The organism is Psychrobacter sp. AOP7-B1-24, from assembly GCF_052376215.1.
In the GTDB taxonomy this organism is placed as follows: domain Bacteria; phylum Pseudomonadota; class Gammaproteobacteria; order Pseudomonadales; family Moraxellaceae; genus Psychrobacter.
This window is the reverse complement of record NZ_JBQSVL010000011.1, coordinates 52,450-68,639: the sequence shown is the minus strand read 5'-3', so window position 1 is coordinate 68,639 and position 16,190 is coordinate 52,450. Positions and strand designations below refer to the sequence as shown.

Below are 16,190 nucleotides of genomic sequence, written 5' to 3'. Positions count from 1 at the left end.
CCTGTACCCAAATAAAATACAGTGGTTTGATTTTTCTGGTTTTTTATTAAAAATTTTGTATGAGTGGGGTTGGCATTATTTCCTAAATTTCATGAATACAAATTTAGGGTTAAACAGCGGTGCTATCTTATTTTTAGTGTCTACATTTTTTCTTACGGTTTCTTTTGCATTGATCGCATTACAAAAGAGGTTTTATACCTTACTTCTTTTGCTGAATCCATTATTCATAGATTTTTTTTACTCTCAGATTAGACTTAGCTTTGCTATAACCTTTATATATTTATCTATTATTGCCTTTAATAAAAATAAGTTGGTGTCTTTTTTATTACTTATTCCATCTTTTTTTATACATACATCTTCATTTTTGTTTGTATTTATGTTTTATTCCGCAATTTTTTTGGAGAAAACGACAAAGATTGGAAACAGACTTAAGTTTTTTATGTCGATATTGGTTGGTGCTGCTGTAGCCTTTGTGACTGGTCCATACATGTCTGTTTTGCTCGGTAGCGTCAATGATAGAAGGGCTGAATACAATGATATGTCTTCACCTCTTTTGTATATGGTTTACTGGATAATATTGTTTTTATTTTTTATGGTTAAATACTTATCTGGAAAAACCCAGTCGTTTAATAAATATTATGTCTATATAACCATGTCGATACTGACGATGGTTTTTCTTAATGTTTTTATGAAAGGGTATTCTTCACGGTTTTTAGCAGCTTCTTTTCCGTTTTTAATTTTATCGATAAGCGGACTTAGAGGTAAAAACGATTCTATGGTTTTAATACTGTATATACTATATACCATTACCACATGGTTTTTTTGGACAACTTGATTATGAGATTTTTGATTATAGCCAGTCATCCCCCCTCACTACTAAACTTTCGGGGTGAATTAATTGCTGCGATCAATCAGGCTGGATTTGATATTGATATTGCTGCTCCAGAGTTTAAGAGCTATCCAAAAGAGCGAAGACAACTTGAAACACTAGGCTATACGGTTCATGATATTCCAATGCAGCGCACTGGTACCAACCCTATAGCAGATAGTCAGACTATGTTTGCGTTATACCGTTTAATGAAACAGATTAAACCTGACTATGTGATGGGATATACCATCAAACCTGTTATCTATGGGTTGCTAGCAGCTAAGTTGGCTGGTGTTCCTCATCGTTATGCCTTGATTACAGGTTTGGGCTACGCCTTTCAAGGGGCGGATGAGAGTACGTATCATAGAACCAATTTACAGAAGCTAATGCATAAGCTTTATGCCATGTCGTTAAGATCAGCGCATAAGGTGTTTTTTCAAAACCCAGATGATGAAGCTTTATTCAAATCGATGAAGATATTACAGCCTGCCACTCCTACCAAGGTGGTGAATGGTTCTGGAGTCGATGTGTCAGAATACAAAGTCATGCCTTTTCCAAATGATAATGCTGCTGTACCAGCACCCAGTTTTTTATTGATTGCGCGCTTGCTAGGGGCTAAAGGTGTTAGAGAGTATGCCAAGGCGGCTGAAGTGATTAAGTTAAAATATCCGCAAGCCCAGTTCAATTTGGTGGGTTGGATTGATGACAATCCTGACGCTATCCATCAGCATGAACTGGACAGTTGGATTGATGATGGTCGGTTTGAGTTTTGGGGTAAGCTGAGCGATGTCAAACCTGCCATCGCTGCCAGTTCGGTTTATGTTTTACCTTCATATAGAGAAGGGACACCGCGTACGGTATTAGAAGCGATGGCGATGGGGCGACCTATTATTACGACAGATGCACCGGGTTGCCGTGAGACCGTCAGGAATGGCTATAATGGCTATTTAGTACCAGTTAAAGCAGTCGATGAACTGGCTGCTGCTATGGAGCGTTTTATACTTAATCCAGAACTGATCATTAGTATGGGTGCATCATCACGTCAGTTGGTAGAAGAAAAGTTTGATGTAAATAGCGTCAATAAAGTTATGCTACAAGAAATGGGTTTATAGGAGCTAATAATGATTAAACGTCTATTCGATATCACCGCCGCGACTACCGCGTTAATAGTGTTATCTCCTGTATATGCCATTACTGCTTACAAGGTGAAAAAAAACCTTGGCTCACCAGTGCTGTTTCGTCAAACGCGCCCTGGACTAAATGGCAAGCCATTTGAAATGATTAAGTTTCGCTCCATGAAAGATGCGATAGATGCTGCAGGCAACCCTTTAGAAGATAGTGAGCGCCTGACTACATTTGGCAAAAAATTGCGCAATACCAGTCTTGATGAGTTACCAGAGTTATGGAATGTGATTAAAGGCGATATGAGCCTAGTCGGGCCACGTCCGTTATTGATGGAATATTTGCCTCTGTATAACGATGAGCAAAACCGTCGACACTTATCTCGTCCAGGTATTACTGGTTATGCACAAGTAAATGGTCGTAATGCCATCAGTTGGGATGAAAAGTTTAAACTCGATACATGGTACGTAGATAACCAATCACTATGGTTAGATATCAAGATTTTATTTAAAACGGTCAAAAAAGTACTAATAAAAGATGGTATCAGCGCCGATGGCGAAGCGACTATGCCCAAGTTTACAGGTTCTACAAACCAAATAAGTCAGAAGTAATATTATGAGAAAAATTTTTGCTGTCTATGGGGCAGCGGGCTGTGGCCGTAGTTTGATGCCGATAGCTGCTGAACAGTTAAAGCGACTAGATATCGATAGCCAAGTAGTATTTATTGATGATTCGTTAGATAAAGAAAGCGACATTAATAATCATCTAGCCATGAATTACGAGGCTTTCAAAGCATTGAATTTTCTCCATAAGTTTGTACTCATTGCTATTTCTGATAGTAGTATTCGCCAAGAGATTGCAGGCAATTTATTAAGAGATGGGATATCCCTATGGTCAGTACAAGATAGTACGACCCTAATCATGGATGAAGTAATAATTAGTGAAGGAGCGGCCATCAGCCCGTTCGTGACAATAGCTTCAAATGTGGCTATTGGTAAGTGTTTTCATGCCAATCTTTATAGTTATGTGGAGCACGATTGTGTCATTGGTGACTATGTCACATTTGCCCCTCGTGTCAGCTGTAATGGTAATATTCATATTCATGACCATGCGTATATTGGTGCCGGTGCCATTCTCAAGCAAGGCACACCTGACAAGCCTTTGGTGATTGGTAAAGGCGCTGTTGTGGGTATGGGAGCAGTCGTAACCAAAGACGTTCCTGCCGGAGCGGTGGTAGTAGGTAACCCTGCTAGGCCGCTACACAAAAATTAAATATTATATCGTCAGCCATAGCCATGGAATCATCTGAATCTGCACAATTTATGAATATTTGTAGTCAATGTACTTCAACAAACCCTATATTTATCAGCTCATCCATTTATCATTAAAATAACCAGTGAGGCGTATATGCTAAACACTCCGTTTTCCCCATGGCCAAGTTTTACTCAGCAAGAAGCTGATGCGGTTAGCCAAGTGCTCCTATCTAATAAAGTAAACTATTGGACAGGGTCCGAGAGTCGTGAATTTGAAAAAGAGTTTGCCACTTGGGCTGATAGCGGCTACGCCATCGCCGTTAGTAATGGTACGCTAGCGTTAGATTTGGCATTGCAGGCGCTCGATCTCAAAGCAGGCGATGAAGTGATTGTCACGCCGCGTACCTTTATTGCCAGTATTTCTTGTGTGATTAATGCTGGTGCAACGCCTATATTTGCTGATGTCGATGAAGCGACAGGCAATATCACTGCCGAATCGATTAGTGCTGTACTTACTAAAAACACTCGTGCCATCATATGTGTGCATTTGGCAGGTTGGCCATGTGATATGGACAGTATTATGGCTTTAGCTGATGCGCATGATTTATATGTAATTGAGGATTGTGCGCAGGCACACGGGGCGCATTACAAAGGTCGAAGTGTGGGCAGTATTGGTCATATTGGCGCATGGAGCTTTTGCCAAGACAAAGTGATGACCACAGGTGGTGAGGGCGGTATGGTCACCACCAATGATGAGCAACTATGGCGCAAGATGTGGGCATATAAAGATCACGGTAAAAGTTACGCTGCTGTCTATGAGACAGAGCATGCGCCCGGATATCGCTGGTTGCATGAGAGCTTTGGTACCAATTGGCGGATGACCGAAATGCAGTCTGCTATAGGTCGTATCCAGCTTGAGCGAATGGGTGATTGGACAGCCAAACGTACAGCTAATGCCCACACAATATTAGGAGCATGTGAGAAATGGGCAGAGCAGGGCTACCTAGTCGTACCTAAGTTAGAAGAGTCCCCGCAGTATTCAGATTCTAATCATGCATATTATAAGTTATACGTATATGTGCAGCCAGATAACCTACCTGAGGAGTGGTCGCGTGATCGCATCATTCAAGAGGTTAATGAGAAAGGCGTGCCTTGCTTTTCTGGTACCGCTTCAGAAGTCTACTTAGAAAAAGCATTTGACCATACAAGGTTACGTCCAGCGACTAGATTGCCAGTGGCAAAGCAATTAGGGGAGACCAGCTTGATGTTTTTGGTACATCCGACACTCACCACTGCGGAAGTTACACAAACCATCGAAGCAATCGATGAGGTGTTTGGATCAATTGCTAAATGACAACATATAGGAAGTCACTCAGATGTTAATTGAGCTTTGATAACAAAGCTCTAAATATTTATATAAGCATTCAAGTATGTAAGCATTCAAATATTATGCCACGCTAGGATTTTTAGCCGTAGGCAGGTACAATATCAGTGTCAATCATACCTTGATTAAGGATAAGACAGGCAGGCAAGCAATTGCGGCGCTGTCTTTATTTTTTTATTGTACCCTCTATTGGAGCTCCTATGTCTATTGCGCCTACTACCCAAGAGTCAGCCACTGTTTTGGACGGCAAAGCACTTGCAAAACAAATAGAACAACAACTACGCACGCGCGTGGATGCTATCAAGGATAAGACTGGACGTACACCAAGCTTGGCGACCATATTGGTTGGTGCAGACCCTGCTTCTGCGACTTATGTGCGTATGAAAGGCAATGCCTGTAAGCGTGTAGGTATGGACTCTATCAAGGTTGAAATGCCAACTGAGACCACCACTGAGCAGCTCATGGCAAAGATAGATGAGCTAAATAATAATCCAGACGTACATGGTATTTTGCTACAGCATCCGGTACCTGCACATATCGATGAGCGTGCTTGTTTTGAACAAATTGACTTAGCAAAAGACGTAGATGGTGTTACTTGTCTCGGTTTTGGTCGCATGGGTATGCAGCAGTCAGCCTATGGATCGTGTACACCGCAAGGTATCATGCACTTATTAGAGCATTACGATATTGAGCTGTCAGGAAAAGAAGCAGTCGTCGTAGGTCGTAGCGCAATTTTGGGAAAACCAATGGCGATGATGCTATTGAATGCTAACTGTACAGTGACCATTTGCCATTCAAGAACTCAAGACTTGGCGTCGCATATTAAACGCGCCGATATCGTGGTTGGTGCTGTAGGTGTGCCTGAGCTGATTAAGGCAGAGTGGATCAAAGCAGGTGCCGTCGTCGTCGATGCAGGGTTCCATCCTACTGAAAATGGCGGTGTGGGTGATATCGAGTTACAAGGTGTTGAAAAAATCGCCAGTGCTTATACACCAGTGCCAGGAGGCGTTGGACCAATGACCATCAATACATTGATTCGCCAAACGGTTGATGCTGCTGAAAAATCAGCAGGGCTAGATCATGGTATCGCTAGCGAATAGCATTGTCATTTGAGCACTAATTGTCTATAGATAAGGTGTCTGATGCCACAGGTATCAAGCAATCGTCATATCGTCCAATTTTATAGGTGCTAACATGGCTAAAGAAGACGTAGGTATTCATGAAAAGCTACAGCGTATTGGTAGAGAGTTCGTCGATGTTTGTCATTACGTGATCTTATTTTTAATCAGTGTGGTGGTAGTGTGGACGGCAGGCAAAGAGTTTGTAGGCATTGTCCAAAAAGGCTCAGCAGATTTAAAAGACATTTTAATGCTGTTTATTTATCTTGAACTGTTGGCCATGATAGGTATCTACTTTAAGACGCATCGTTTGCCCGTCCAGTTTTTGATATTTATTGCTATAACCGCTTTATCACGACATTTAGTAGTTGATGTACAAGCGGTTTCAGACTATTTCCACCTGTGGCTGCTAGCGACGATTTCTGTGGCAATCATGCTGTTAAGTGGTGCGATTGTCGTGCTGACTTGGACAGCCAAAACTTTCGGTCGTCCAGAAGATAATTTAGATCAGCAACATGCAAACCTTACGGTCAAGGCGCTTTTACCTGATGATGCACAGATGCCTGATAGTAATACTAAGCATCGCCGTGAATGACTGAGCATCGACGTAAGTGACCTTATAAACATCTAGAGTTAAAAAAGGCTACCAACTGGTAGCCTTTTTTTGTGCAGAATGGAAATAATTTATATGGAAATATAGTCAAAGTATTTTTAAATCGCTACAGTGCTACTGGGATAAAATTTTCGCAGCCTCTGTGAATACAGCAAGCAAGTAAAATTTGTACCAGTAGCATCATAATACAATCGTATCGGTTTTATGTTTTTTTGACTATAGCTATAGCCATTTTAGCCGTTTAAAATTGTAATATAGATAGCCACATAATGAACCAATAAATAGCATAATCACAAGATAAGAGTACTTCCAATGTAATTCAGGCATAAAATCAAAATTCATGCCATAGATGCCAGCAATGGCGGTTGGTACGGCCAAGATACCTGCCCACGCTGCAAGCTTACGTACTACTTCATTCTGTCCCATATTGACCATTGCCATATAGGTATTCATGACCACACTTAGCATCTCATTAAGCCCATTAATAGCATCAAGAGAGTGTAGTAGATGGTCATTGACATCGCGAAAGTAGGGCTTGGCTGCTTGAGAGAATATAGAAGCCATTTCGCTTTTTTTATGATTGATAAAAAAACTACAGATATCTTGTACAGGCAAGATAATAGCGCGCATATGAACCAGTTGTGACTTTAGCTCATAGAGGTTTTTTAACGTAGTTTTGTCAAATTCAGAGGTAAATACATAGCGCTCTTGCTCACGTAGGTATCGTCCCAAGCGGTCGGTGACTGGCATATAGTTATCCACGATAAAATCGAGGATGGCGTGTAGCACAAATATCGGACCCATACGCAGCTTTTCAGGGCGACGATGGCAGTGTTCACGGACAGGGGCGTAGGAGTTGGATGGGCCATTACGAATGGTAATTAGATAGTTTTTACCCATAAATATTGCTGTGGTGCCATAGCGAATAATTTTGTCTTCAAGCTTGGCCGTACGCAATACCACAAACACCATGTCATTGTCGTAATTTTCGACTTTGGCGCGTTGGTGGTCAGCGAAGGCATCTTCAATGGCCAGCTCATGTAAACCAAATGCTTCTTTGACTTCGACCATAGTTTGAAGGCTAGGGTCGTATAGACCTAGCCAAATAAACTGACCATTGTTACTCAAAGCTCGACTGACATCGGTAAGTGCGACTTTATCCAGGTTTTCACCTGTTTTACGTGAGTAAGCATAGCAATTGACAACTTCATCTGCACTTGCAAAATCAATATCTTCATAACGCTCAGAGTCTGGATCGTAGATTGTCATGGTCTCGATCGTATCTTCATTCGTCGCGTCAGCATCACCGTAAATATAGCTGTCATTATTCTCTAAATAAAGATGATCTTCATCCATATCAGCAACGATACGATTGATATTAGCATTAGGTGTAATATGTGCTGTTTTTTTAATCAATTGGTCGTTGTTTTTTTCCATACGCACTCTTTCCTTTGATACAGTAAAAAACTGTCGTCATTAAAACTAAAACGTAGCAGAAAACTTAAATCGCATAGCTTTTTAACGTTTCAACATCGACCAAGCTTAATAAACTCTCGTGACAGGCTTCGAGCTTGATTTGCGGTGCGATATCAAAATCTAATGCTTCAACCCAGCGTAGGGCGCAGATACACCAGTAATCACCAGGTTTGAGGCCGGCAAAGTTGTATTCGGGTAGTGGTGTAATAAGATCGTTACCACGACTGGCAGAAAAGTTTAAAAACTCACTGGTCATTTTGACACAAACAGTATGCTGACCAACGTCGTGGTTACCCGTATGACAAAAGCCATTGCGATAATAGCCAGTGATAGGATCGAAGCAGCAGCTGGCAAGCGCTGTACCTAAAACGTTGGTTTGATTGATGGCTGGATTTGGGTGGTAATCTGATGACATAAAGCCTCCAAGATAAAAATATGCATTAGTGTACCATGAGTCTATACTGAAGGCGTTGCTCTCATTCTGCTCTTTATTGTATAGAATGATTGTGACAACTCTTAATGGAACTATTACTTATATAGGGTATAGATAATCTTCATGGCTTTAGTGTTGATAAGGCGTAATTAGATAGTGATTGTGGCTAATTGTCACTAGGCGAACCTTAACTGCTATGCTAAACTAAAACCATAAAGTGCCTTGATTATTTATCGCAGTTTATTAGCGCATAAAGATACTCGTCTTATCATTCTACATTATACTTATTACTCACCCTTTTGCGGTTACCTAGTTTGTTTATAAATAATTGGGTCAATGATGTTGTGCGTTAAAAACAAGAAATGCGTGGCGTCAATGCAATTGTAAATATAACCTTTAAGTACCGCATCAGTACCGCGTTTTTGGTAAGCGATACGCCAAACAAGGATTTATTGTGTCTGTCAGTCCTGATTCTGCAAAACCTTCCCAGTCAAATATGACCAGTCAAGCAGCGGCTCAGTCCGCTAATGCCGATACTGCATTTAATAGCATGCCGTATTTAAGCCATTTTTCTAGCGACGTTGCCAATAGTTGGCTGTTGCCTGATGGTGTGGTCGATGTATTGTTTGAAGATGCTCATAAGCAAGAAGTGCTTAGGCATCAACTAACCAAACAGCTCATTGCTCATGGCTATCAGTTGGTGAATCCACCAATGATTGAGTTCACTGAGTCGTTATTGAGTGGTGCATCAGAAGATTTAAAGCGTCAAACTTTCAAGATTATCGATCAATTAACAGGTCGATTGATGGGTTTGCGTGCTGATATTACGCCACAGATTTTGCGCATTGATGCGCATCATGGTGGTACTGGTATTGCTCGCTATTGCTATGCAGGTGATGTGATTCACACCTTGCCATCAGGGCTGTTTGGCTCACGTACGCCCTTGCAGCTTGGTGCTGAGATATTCGGTTGTGCCTCGCTCGCTGCAGATATTGAGCTAATCGATGTGTTGTTTAGTATGGTAAATACATTAAATATGAGTGCGGCGCTGCATATTGACTTGGGTCATGTTGCGATATTTAAGCGTTTGGCTGAATTGGCTGAGTTGTCAGACAATGACACTGAGCATTTGATGCATTTATATGCCAATAAAAACCTACCAGAGCTAAAGCGTGTTTGTCAGTCAATAGCGTTAGGTAATGATTTTTATGCATTGGCACGCTTTGGTCATGATATCGACAACCTATTGGTAAAACTGTCAGAGACTGCGCAGCAAGACACGCAGGTCGTCACTGCCATTGACGAGCTACAACGCCTAAAAACGCATTTACAAGAGCAGTGGCAGTGTCCTGTGAGTATCGATGTGACAGAGCTATCAGGCTATCATTATCATACTGGTATTGTGTTTAATGGTTATATCAATAGTGAGACCCAGCCATTAGTACGTGGTGGGCGCTTTGATGGTATGCAAAGCGGTAACCAGTTGACAAGCAACCAACCACGTGAAGCCACTGGTTTTAGTATGGATGTCAGCCGCCTGCTTGCACACACTCAACTTGAGTCACCAATTATCGTATTGGTGGACTATCAGGCACTGAGTAATGTCAATCAAGAGCAGATGCAGATACTATTACAACAAGTTGATAGTTTGCGTCAGCAGGGCTACCGCGTCACGATGCCATTAGATATAGCCGACCGTCCAGTTGGCATGACCCATTGCTTAAACTTTGTGGATAATCAGTGGCAGCTACAGGCTGTTTAAGCATGAAGCGATTATAAGTATGAACCAGTTAAGCGTTATTGATTGGATAAGTAAAGATATTACTTATAAGTAAACAATCAGTTAAGCATTAGTTTTTAAGATTATTACCACTTTTTAATGTCATTTAAAACACGGTAATGAAAATTATCACCGTTTTAAATCGTTATTGCACACACCTCAATATATAAAGGTAAGGATTGATCATGGGTAAGAATGTCGTAGTTTTGGGTAGCCAATGGGGCGATGAAGGTAAAGGTAAAATCGTTGATTTACTGACCGAAAAAGCCTCAGCAGTCGCTCGCTTTCAAGGCGGCCACAATGCTGGTCACACGTTAGTTGTCGATGGCAAAACCACCGTCTTACATTTAATCCCATCAGGCATCTTGCGCGAAGGTGTGACTTGCTTCATTGGTAACGGTGTGGTGTTAGCACCTGATGCATTATTGATTGAAATAAAAGATCTTGAAGCCAATAATGTACCAGTGCGTGAGCGTCTGCGTATTTCACCAAATTGCCCACTTATCATGCCATATCACGTGGCGCTTGACCAAGCACGTGAAGCCAAACGTGGCAGTGGTAAAATCGGTACGACGGGTCGTGGTATTGGTCCTGCCTACGAAGACAAAGTAGCGCGCCGTGCTATCAAGCTTGCAGATTTATTCCGTAGCGATCTAGAAGAAAAGCTACGCAACCTAGTCGAATATCATAACTTCCAACTGACTCAGTATTATAAAGTTGATGCGATTGATTTTGATGAGACGTTTAAGCTTTGCCAAGAGTGGAAAGAAGAGATTAAAGGTATGGTTACTGATGTAACTGAAGACCTAAATCAACTGCGTTTGGCTGGTAAAAACCTGATGTTTGAAGGTGCTCAAGGTACGCTACTTGATATTGATCATGGTACTTATCCTTTTGTGACCAGTTCAAGTGTAACCGCTGGTGGTGTTTCTACTGGTACAGGTATCGGTCCACTATATTTAGATTATGTACTTGGGATCACCAAAGCCTACACCACCCGTGTCGGTAGCGGTCCGTTCCCAACTGAGTTGTTTGATGATGTTGGTGCGCATTTGGCGAATGTTGGTCATGAATTTGGTGCGACAACTGGTCGTGCCCGCCGCTGTGGTTGGTTTGATGCCGAGGCATTACGCCGTGCAGTGGTATTAAACTCTTTAACCGGTATTTGTTTAACCAAGCTTGACGTATTAGACGGTCTAGAAGAGCTATTAATCGGTGTGGGTTACAACCTACCTGAGACTGAGTGTGCAGGTGCACATGATGCTGAATTCTACGAGTCAGTAACGCCAAAATACGAGACGCTAGAAGGTTGGAGTGAGTCAACAGTTGGTATTACTAACTACGATGACCTACCAGAGAATGCCAAAAAATACATCAAACGTATCGAAGCATTGATTGGTTGCCCAGTTGATATCATCTCAACTGGTCCTGATCGTGAAGAGACTATCGTATTACGTGACCCATACGACGTATAAATATAGTTAACGAACTATTGGGGCGTGTTGAACATTCAAATATTAGGGCTGCTGATCGCTAAAATTGCACTAAACTAGGCGCAAGCCGCCGATAATGTCGAGACCTTAGCTAGGTTTGCAACAACGTTTGGGGTGATTTTAGCATCAGCCCTTCGGGGCAGTACTCTTTTTTGCCAATATATGGCGAAATTGTTTAACCTAGAATGACTAGGCATCAAAAATTTCACTGCATATTGTCTAAAAAATAGTCACTGCCAGCACCACATTTGAATGTTCAACACGCCCTGATAGGCATATAAAAGTAAAAACCCCAATGTTGAGCATTGGGGTTTTTACTTTTATACAATCTCGTGGCTTATTAAGCATTTATGTATACTCAGTTCACCTCTATGGAAGCTCATGTCATAAATTAACCCTATCATTTATGGCCTGAATCATTATAATAGGCAACAATCCTATGTTGGTGCTTATGGTTATATATTGATATACCATGAGTTGGGTAAAACACTCTAAGTCAGCATTGTGGCCAAAGACAAAATCAAATATTCACTATTTTATTTCTTCTCGAATTTATCATTTATTAGGAGCTTTTCATGGCTAACGAACGTACGTTATCTATCATCAAACCTGACGCCGTTGCTGGCAACCATATCGGTGCTATCTATAGCCGTTTCGAACAAGCCGGTCTAAAAATTGTTGCAGCCAAAATGCTACAACTTGATGACGAAAAAGCAGGCGGTTTTTACGCTGAGCATGCTGAGCGTCCATTTTATAATGATTTAAAATCGTTCATGATGTCAGGTCCAGTCTTGGTATCAGTACTAGAAGGCGAAAACGCTATCGCTAAGCATCGCGAGATTATGGGCGCAACCAACCCAAAAGAAGCCGCTGAAGGCACTATCCGTGCAGACTTCGCTAGCAGCATCGATGAAAATGCTGTTCATGGTTCAGATTCTGCAGAATCAGCAGCACGTGAAATAAGCTACTTCTTCAATGATGATGAAGTTTGTGCACGTAAGCGTTAATATCAGCTATTGCTTAGCTTATTGATTGTTAATAATTGGTTTTGCGAAACGGCTTATATCTTATGGTATAAGCCGTTTTAGCTCCAATAATAATGCTATGATTTATTGAAAGATTTAATGGTTTGCCTCATTATTATACTTATTTAGCGTTATCAATCCCTTATCAGCATGCTTTTATTAAATACATAAGTTTCTTTATCAATGCTTAGTATTCATACGTGTTCAGTTTTTCTATAAGTTATTAGTATGAAGACGTATATCGATAAAAAATGCGCTCATAACGGATTGCTCATGCACTCATATATTGTGTTCGTATGACAACATCCATATAAACAATTGCACTGCCGATATAAGCGTGTGCAAAAAGGTTACCTATTATGTCCACTGTTCAAACACCCACTCAGCACACTCCTACCAAGCCTACTGATAGCATTAAAATAGTAGATGAAGCGCAAGCAAAAACCAATTTACTCGGAATGACACAAGCACAATTGGCTGATTACTTTAAAAGTATCGGTGAAAAGCCTTTTCGCTCAACGCAAGTCATTAAGTGGATATATCAACATGGTGTGACAGATTTTGAAAAGATGACGAATTTAAGCAAGTCTTTGCGTGATAAATTATCGCTCAATGCTTGCGTGCTTCCACCTAAAGTGATTCATCGTCAATATAGTGATGATGGTACGCGTAAATGGGTGTTTGAAGTTACGGGTGGTTCATTGGTTGAGACAGTCCTTATTCCTGCAGACGATAGTAAGCTAAATGGTCGAAAAACGTTATGTGTGTCTTCACAAGTTGGCTGTGCGCTAGACTGTAGCTTTTGTAGTACGGGCAAGCAAGGGTTTGAGCGTGACTTGAGTGCAGCTGAGATTATCGGTCAGCTTTGGGTCGCCAATGCATCTTATATGACCGATGAAAATGAGAGTTTAGAACATGTAGATCATAGTCTATGGGAAAACAACGTCACCAATGTCGTGATGATGGGTATGGGTGAGCCACTATTGAACTATAAGCCTGTGGTTGGCTCAATGGAGCTGATGTTAAGTGATCATGGGTATGGTCTGTCAAAGCGCCGTGTCACTTTATCAACATCAGGCGTGGTACCGAAAATGTACCAACTGGCACAAGACCTCGATGTGGCCTTGGCCATTTCATTGCATGCACCCAATGATGAGCTGCGTGATGAATTGGTGCCAATCAATAAAAAGTATCCGTTAGAGGAGTTGATCGCGGCTGCAAAAAACTACGTTTTTGATATCAATCCGCGTCACAAAAAGCACGTTACTATCGAATACGTGATGCTTGATGGGGTCAATGATAGCAATGAGCATGCTCACCAGTTGGTTGCACTATTGGAAGGCTTACCAAGTAAAATTAACTTGATTCCATTTAATCCGTTCCCGCATGCACCCTATGACAAATCAAGTAACAACCGTATTCACGCTTTTAGTAATATTTTGAGTGAGGCAGGTTTTGTGTGTACGATTCGTCAGACCCGTGGTGATGATATTGATGCGGCCTGTGGTCAATTAGTTGGGCAAGTGGCTGATCGTACCAGACGCTCAGCCGCATGGCAGAAAAGTATTAAAGATCGTGAAAATGTTCAGAATGATTCTTTATAAAAATAAATAGTTTACTTAATGCTGATGTTTAGCTGTCTTTTATCTATCGCAACGGTAATAGAAATGTAGCAATAACAATTGGTATTGAAGAGTATGGCAATTAATCACAACAAAATTGTACTTCTGGGGGTTAAATCTATTAAACTGAGTCTTCTTTGATCGAACGCATTGAATTACAGTTTTATGATGGCGGCTATGATGACTTCTAAAAATTTTTGTCAGTTCAGATATCAAAAATCACTTTATCAAGATAGTAAGCGGTTGGGTACAGTAGCAAAGCAAATACCGATGCCAAAGCATATGATGCTAGCAACGGTGTTTGCAGGGTTGTTGCTGACAGGCTGCCAAAGTGTGCCGAGCGATGGTTTGACCAGCAGCACGGTTTATCAAGGGTCTAGTGATAATCGTAAATCAGATCAACAAGAAGTGGCTCGTGTGCGTGTTGCACTGGCTGCACAATATATTCGTGAAAACGACCTCGATACTGCTAAGCGCCAACTTGAAAAAGCCCTTTCTGCGGATAGCCGTTACGCGCCAGCCTATGATATGATGGGCGTTTTGCTACAGCAAGAGGGTAGTCAGCGCAATCTTGAAAAAGCTGACGAATATTTTAGGAAAGCGATTTCACTTGATAAAGACTTCGAGCAAGCCAATAATAACTATGGCGTTTATTTGTCACAGATGAAGCGCTATCGTGAAGCCGCAGAGCAGTTTGAGATTGCAGGTTCAGCATTAGGTTACACAGGTCGTATTGGTGCATTAGAAAACTTAGGACGCACTTATTTGAAGTTGGGTGACAGTAGTGCGGCTTCTAAAGCATTTTTGCGAGCGCTTGATGGCAATCGTAATAGTATTATTGCTCATATTGAGTTGGTGGACTTGTTGCTTGAGCAGCATCGTATTTCACAAGCTCAAAGGCTTTATGATGAAACATTGACCTTGGTACGAAGACAAGGTGTCAGCTCTCGTTTGATGTTACAGGGTATCAAACTCGCCGCTGCGCAAAACAACATAACGAAGCGCCAGCAATTGGCACAGCAGCTTTTATCCACTTATCCATTAAGTGATGAAGCAAAAAAACTTAAGACTTGGCTTAACAATCCAGAGGCACCATGGAAATGACCACCCCATCATTAAATACTCAACCTAACACGCAGGGATCATTTGGTGCCATGTTGCAGCAAGCCCGAAAAACAAAAAAAGTCAGTATAGAAGAGGCAGCGGCCGAATTATTTATTTTAAAGCGTCATTTGCAAGCGTTAGAAAATGAGAATTTTGCTGATTTACCACAAGCAACGTTTGCTCGTGGTTTTGCGATAAACTATGCCAAGTTTTTGGGGCTGGATTCAGAAAAAGTTGCTAGCAGTTTTGATGCAGCTTATCCTAGTGAGCTTAAAGCCAAGTCAGTGAGTAATATTGACACGCCATTGCGCCCAATGGGCACATTGCAGCGAGACACGCGTAGCCGTATTCGCTTTAACCCATTATTGATATTGGCTGTCGTTGGTGTCATCGTTTTAGCAGTTTTCTTATTCCGTATGGTAAGTAATGCCAATAAAGAAAACAACGTAGAACCAGTATCCACCGTAGAGGATATATCTGCGCTAGAGCAAGCCCAAGGTGCGGCGATTGACAGTGCGACAGGGGTTGGTGCTTCCGGCTCTGCATTAAATTTAGGCGGTGCTAATGTCAGTCCGGCTGCTTTAGAGGTTAAAGTGACTGACTCAGCTGTTATCAGTATTGCTGACGCCTCTGGTAACACGCTCATGAATGGCTCTCAAACATCGGGTGATTATCAATTATCAGGTACGCCGCCGTTTAGTGTGCAAATCGATAATGTCGATAATGTCAGCTTGATGCTCAATGAAGAAGCGGTTGCGTTAGACGCTTATCCAACTGATGAACAAGCCAGTTTTGAGTTAACACCTTAATTGCAAAGTCAATTTTTAAAGTGATGAACAGCTATGATTTTAAGCTAATGGGTGTTTGTCGTTATTAATAAGTAAGTATCTTCTCCGCTT

General features: G+C 41.5%; 15 protein-coding genes. 13 read left to right on the top strand and 2 right to left on the bottom strand.

Annotation, left to right across the window (positions count from 1 at the left end; translation table 11 throughout):
• From ACT3QP_RS04250 to ACT3QP_RS04220, 7 genes are all read left to right on the top strand, one after another.
• Positions 1-835, top strand: an 835-nt coding sequence (locus ACT3QP_RS04250; protein ID WP_444524596.1) for an EpsG family protein, incomplete at its 5' end; no start/stop codon positions are given.
• 2 nt (positions 836-837) lie between these two features.
• Positions 838-1,980: a glycosyltransferase family 4 protein gene (locus ACT3QP_RS04245; protein ID WP_444524595.1), complete on the top strand. Its 1,143-nt coding sequence runs from the start codon at positions 838-840 to the stop codon at positions 1,978-1,980.
• 9 nt (positions 1,981-1,989) lie between these two features.
• Positions 1,990-2,601 carry a sugar transferase gene (locus ACT3QP_RS04240; RefSeq protein WP_444524594.1) on the top strand — a complete coding sequence of 204 codons (612 nt, stop codon included), beginning with the start codon at positions 1,990-1,992 and terminating at the stop codon, positions 2,599-2,601.
• A 4-nt stretch (positions 2,602-2,605) separates the two neighbouring features.
• The gene (locus tag ACT3QP_RS04235) at positions 2,606-3,262 is read left to right on the top strand and encodes a NeuD/PglB/VioB family sugar acetyltransferase (protein ID WP_444524593.1); all 657 of its coding nucleotides are present in this window, start codon (positions 2,606-2,608) and stop codon (positions 3,260-3,262) included.
• Positions 3,263-3,397: 135 nt separating this feature from the next.
• Entirely contained in the window at positions 3,398-4,597 is a 1,200-nt protein-coding gene (locus tag ACT3QP_RS04230; protein ID WP_444524592.1) for a DegT/DnrJ/EryC1/StrS family aminotransferase, read from the top strand.
• 230 nt (positions 4,598-4,827) lie between these two features.
• Positions 4,828-5,727, top strand: coding sequence for a bifunctional methylenetetrahydrofolate dehydrogenase/methenyltetrahydrofolate cyclohydrolase FolD (folD, locus tag ACT3QP_RS04225; RefSeq protein WP_192519407.1), 900 nt, complete (start codon positions 4,828-4,830; stop codon positions 5,725-5,727).
• 94 nt (positions 5,728-5,821) lie between these two features.
• Positions 5,822-6,340 carry a phosphate-starvation-inducible protein PsiE gene (locus ACT3QP_RS04220; protein ID WP_444524591.1) on the top strand — a complete coding sequence of 173 codons (519 nt, stop codon included), beginning with the start codon at positions 5,822-5,824 and terminating at the stop codon, positions 6,338-6,340.
• Positions 6,341-6,580: 240 nt separating this feature from the next.
• Here ACT3QP_RS04220 and corA read toward each other — a convergent pair whose 3' ends face one another.
• Positions 6,581-7,714 carry a magnesium/cobalt transporter CorA gene (corA, locus tag ACT3QP_RS04215; RefSeq protein ID WP_444524598.1) on the bottom strand — a complete coding sequence of 378 codons (1,134 nt, stop codon included), beginning with the start codon at positions 7,712-7,714 and terminating at the stop codon, positions 6,581-6,583.
• Positions 7,715-7,859: 145 nt separating this feature from the next.
• On the bottom strand, positions 7,860-8,249 hold the full coding sequence (locus ACT3QP_RS04210; RefSeq protein WP_444524590.1) for a DUF2237 family protein: 390 nt from the start codon (positions 8,247-8,249) through the stop codon (positions 7,860-7,862).
• A 472-nt stretch (positions 8,250-8,721) separates the two neighbouring features.
• On the opposite strand from ACT3QP_RS04210, the gene ACT3QP_RS04205 reads away from it, so the two are divergent.
• The 6 genes from ACT3QP_RS04205 to ACT3QP_RS04180 all read left to right on the top strand — a co-directional run bounded on the left by ACT3QP_RS04205 (position 8,722) and on the right by ACT3QP_RS04180 (position 16,100).
• A complete protein-coding gene (locus ACT3QP_RS04205; protein ID WP_444524589.1) occupies positions 8,722-10,029 on the top strand; it encodes an ATP phosphoribosyltransferase regulatory subunit in 1,308 nt (435 codons plus the stop codon).
• Positions 10,030-10,232: 203 nt separating this feature from the next.
• Positions 10,233-11,522 carry an adenylosuccinate synthase gene (locus ACT3QP_RS04200; RefSeq protein WP_444524588.1) on the top strand — a complete coding sequence of 430 codons (1,290 nt, stop codon included), beginning with the start codon at positions 10,233-10,235 and terminating at the stop codon, positions 11,520-11,522.
• A gap of 593 nt (positions 11,523-12,115) precedes the next feature.
• Positions 12,116-12,547: a nucleoside-diphosphate kinase gene (ndk, locus tag ACT3QP_RS04195; protein ID WP_444524587.1), complete on the top strand. Its 432-nt coding sequence runs from the start codon at positions 12,116-12,118 to the stop codon at positions 12,545-12,547.
• Positions 12,548-12,924: 377 nt separating this feature from the next.
• Complete coding sequence (gene rlmN / locus ACT3QP_RS04190; RefSeq protein WP_444524586.1) at positions 12,925-14,169, top strand: 23S rRNA (adenine(2503)-C(2))-methyltransferase RlmN; 1,245 nt, start codon at positions 12,925-12,927, stop codon at positions 14,167-14,169.
• Between the two features lie 198 nt (positions 14,170-14,367).
• On the top strand, positions 14,368-15,291 hold the full coding sequence (gene pilW, locus ACT3QP_RS04185) for a type IV pilus biogenesis/stability protein PilW (RefSeq protein ID WP_444524585.1): 924 nt from the start codon (positions 14,368-14,370) through the stop codon (positions 15,289-15,291).
• On the top strand, positions 15,288-16,100 hold the full coding sequence (locus tag ACT3QP_RS04180; protein ID WP_444524584.1) for a helix-turn-helix domain-containing protein: 813 nt from the start codon (positions 15,288-15,290) through the stop codon (positions 16,098-16,100). Before pilW ends, ACT3QP_RS04180 begins: the two co-directional genes overlap by 4 nt.
• Positions 16,101-16,190: the final 90 nt, after the last annotated feature.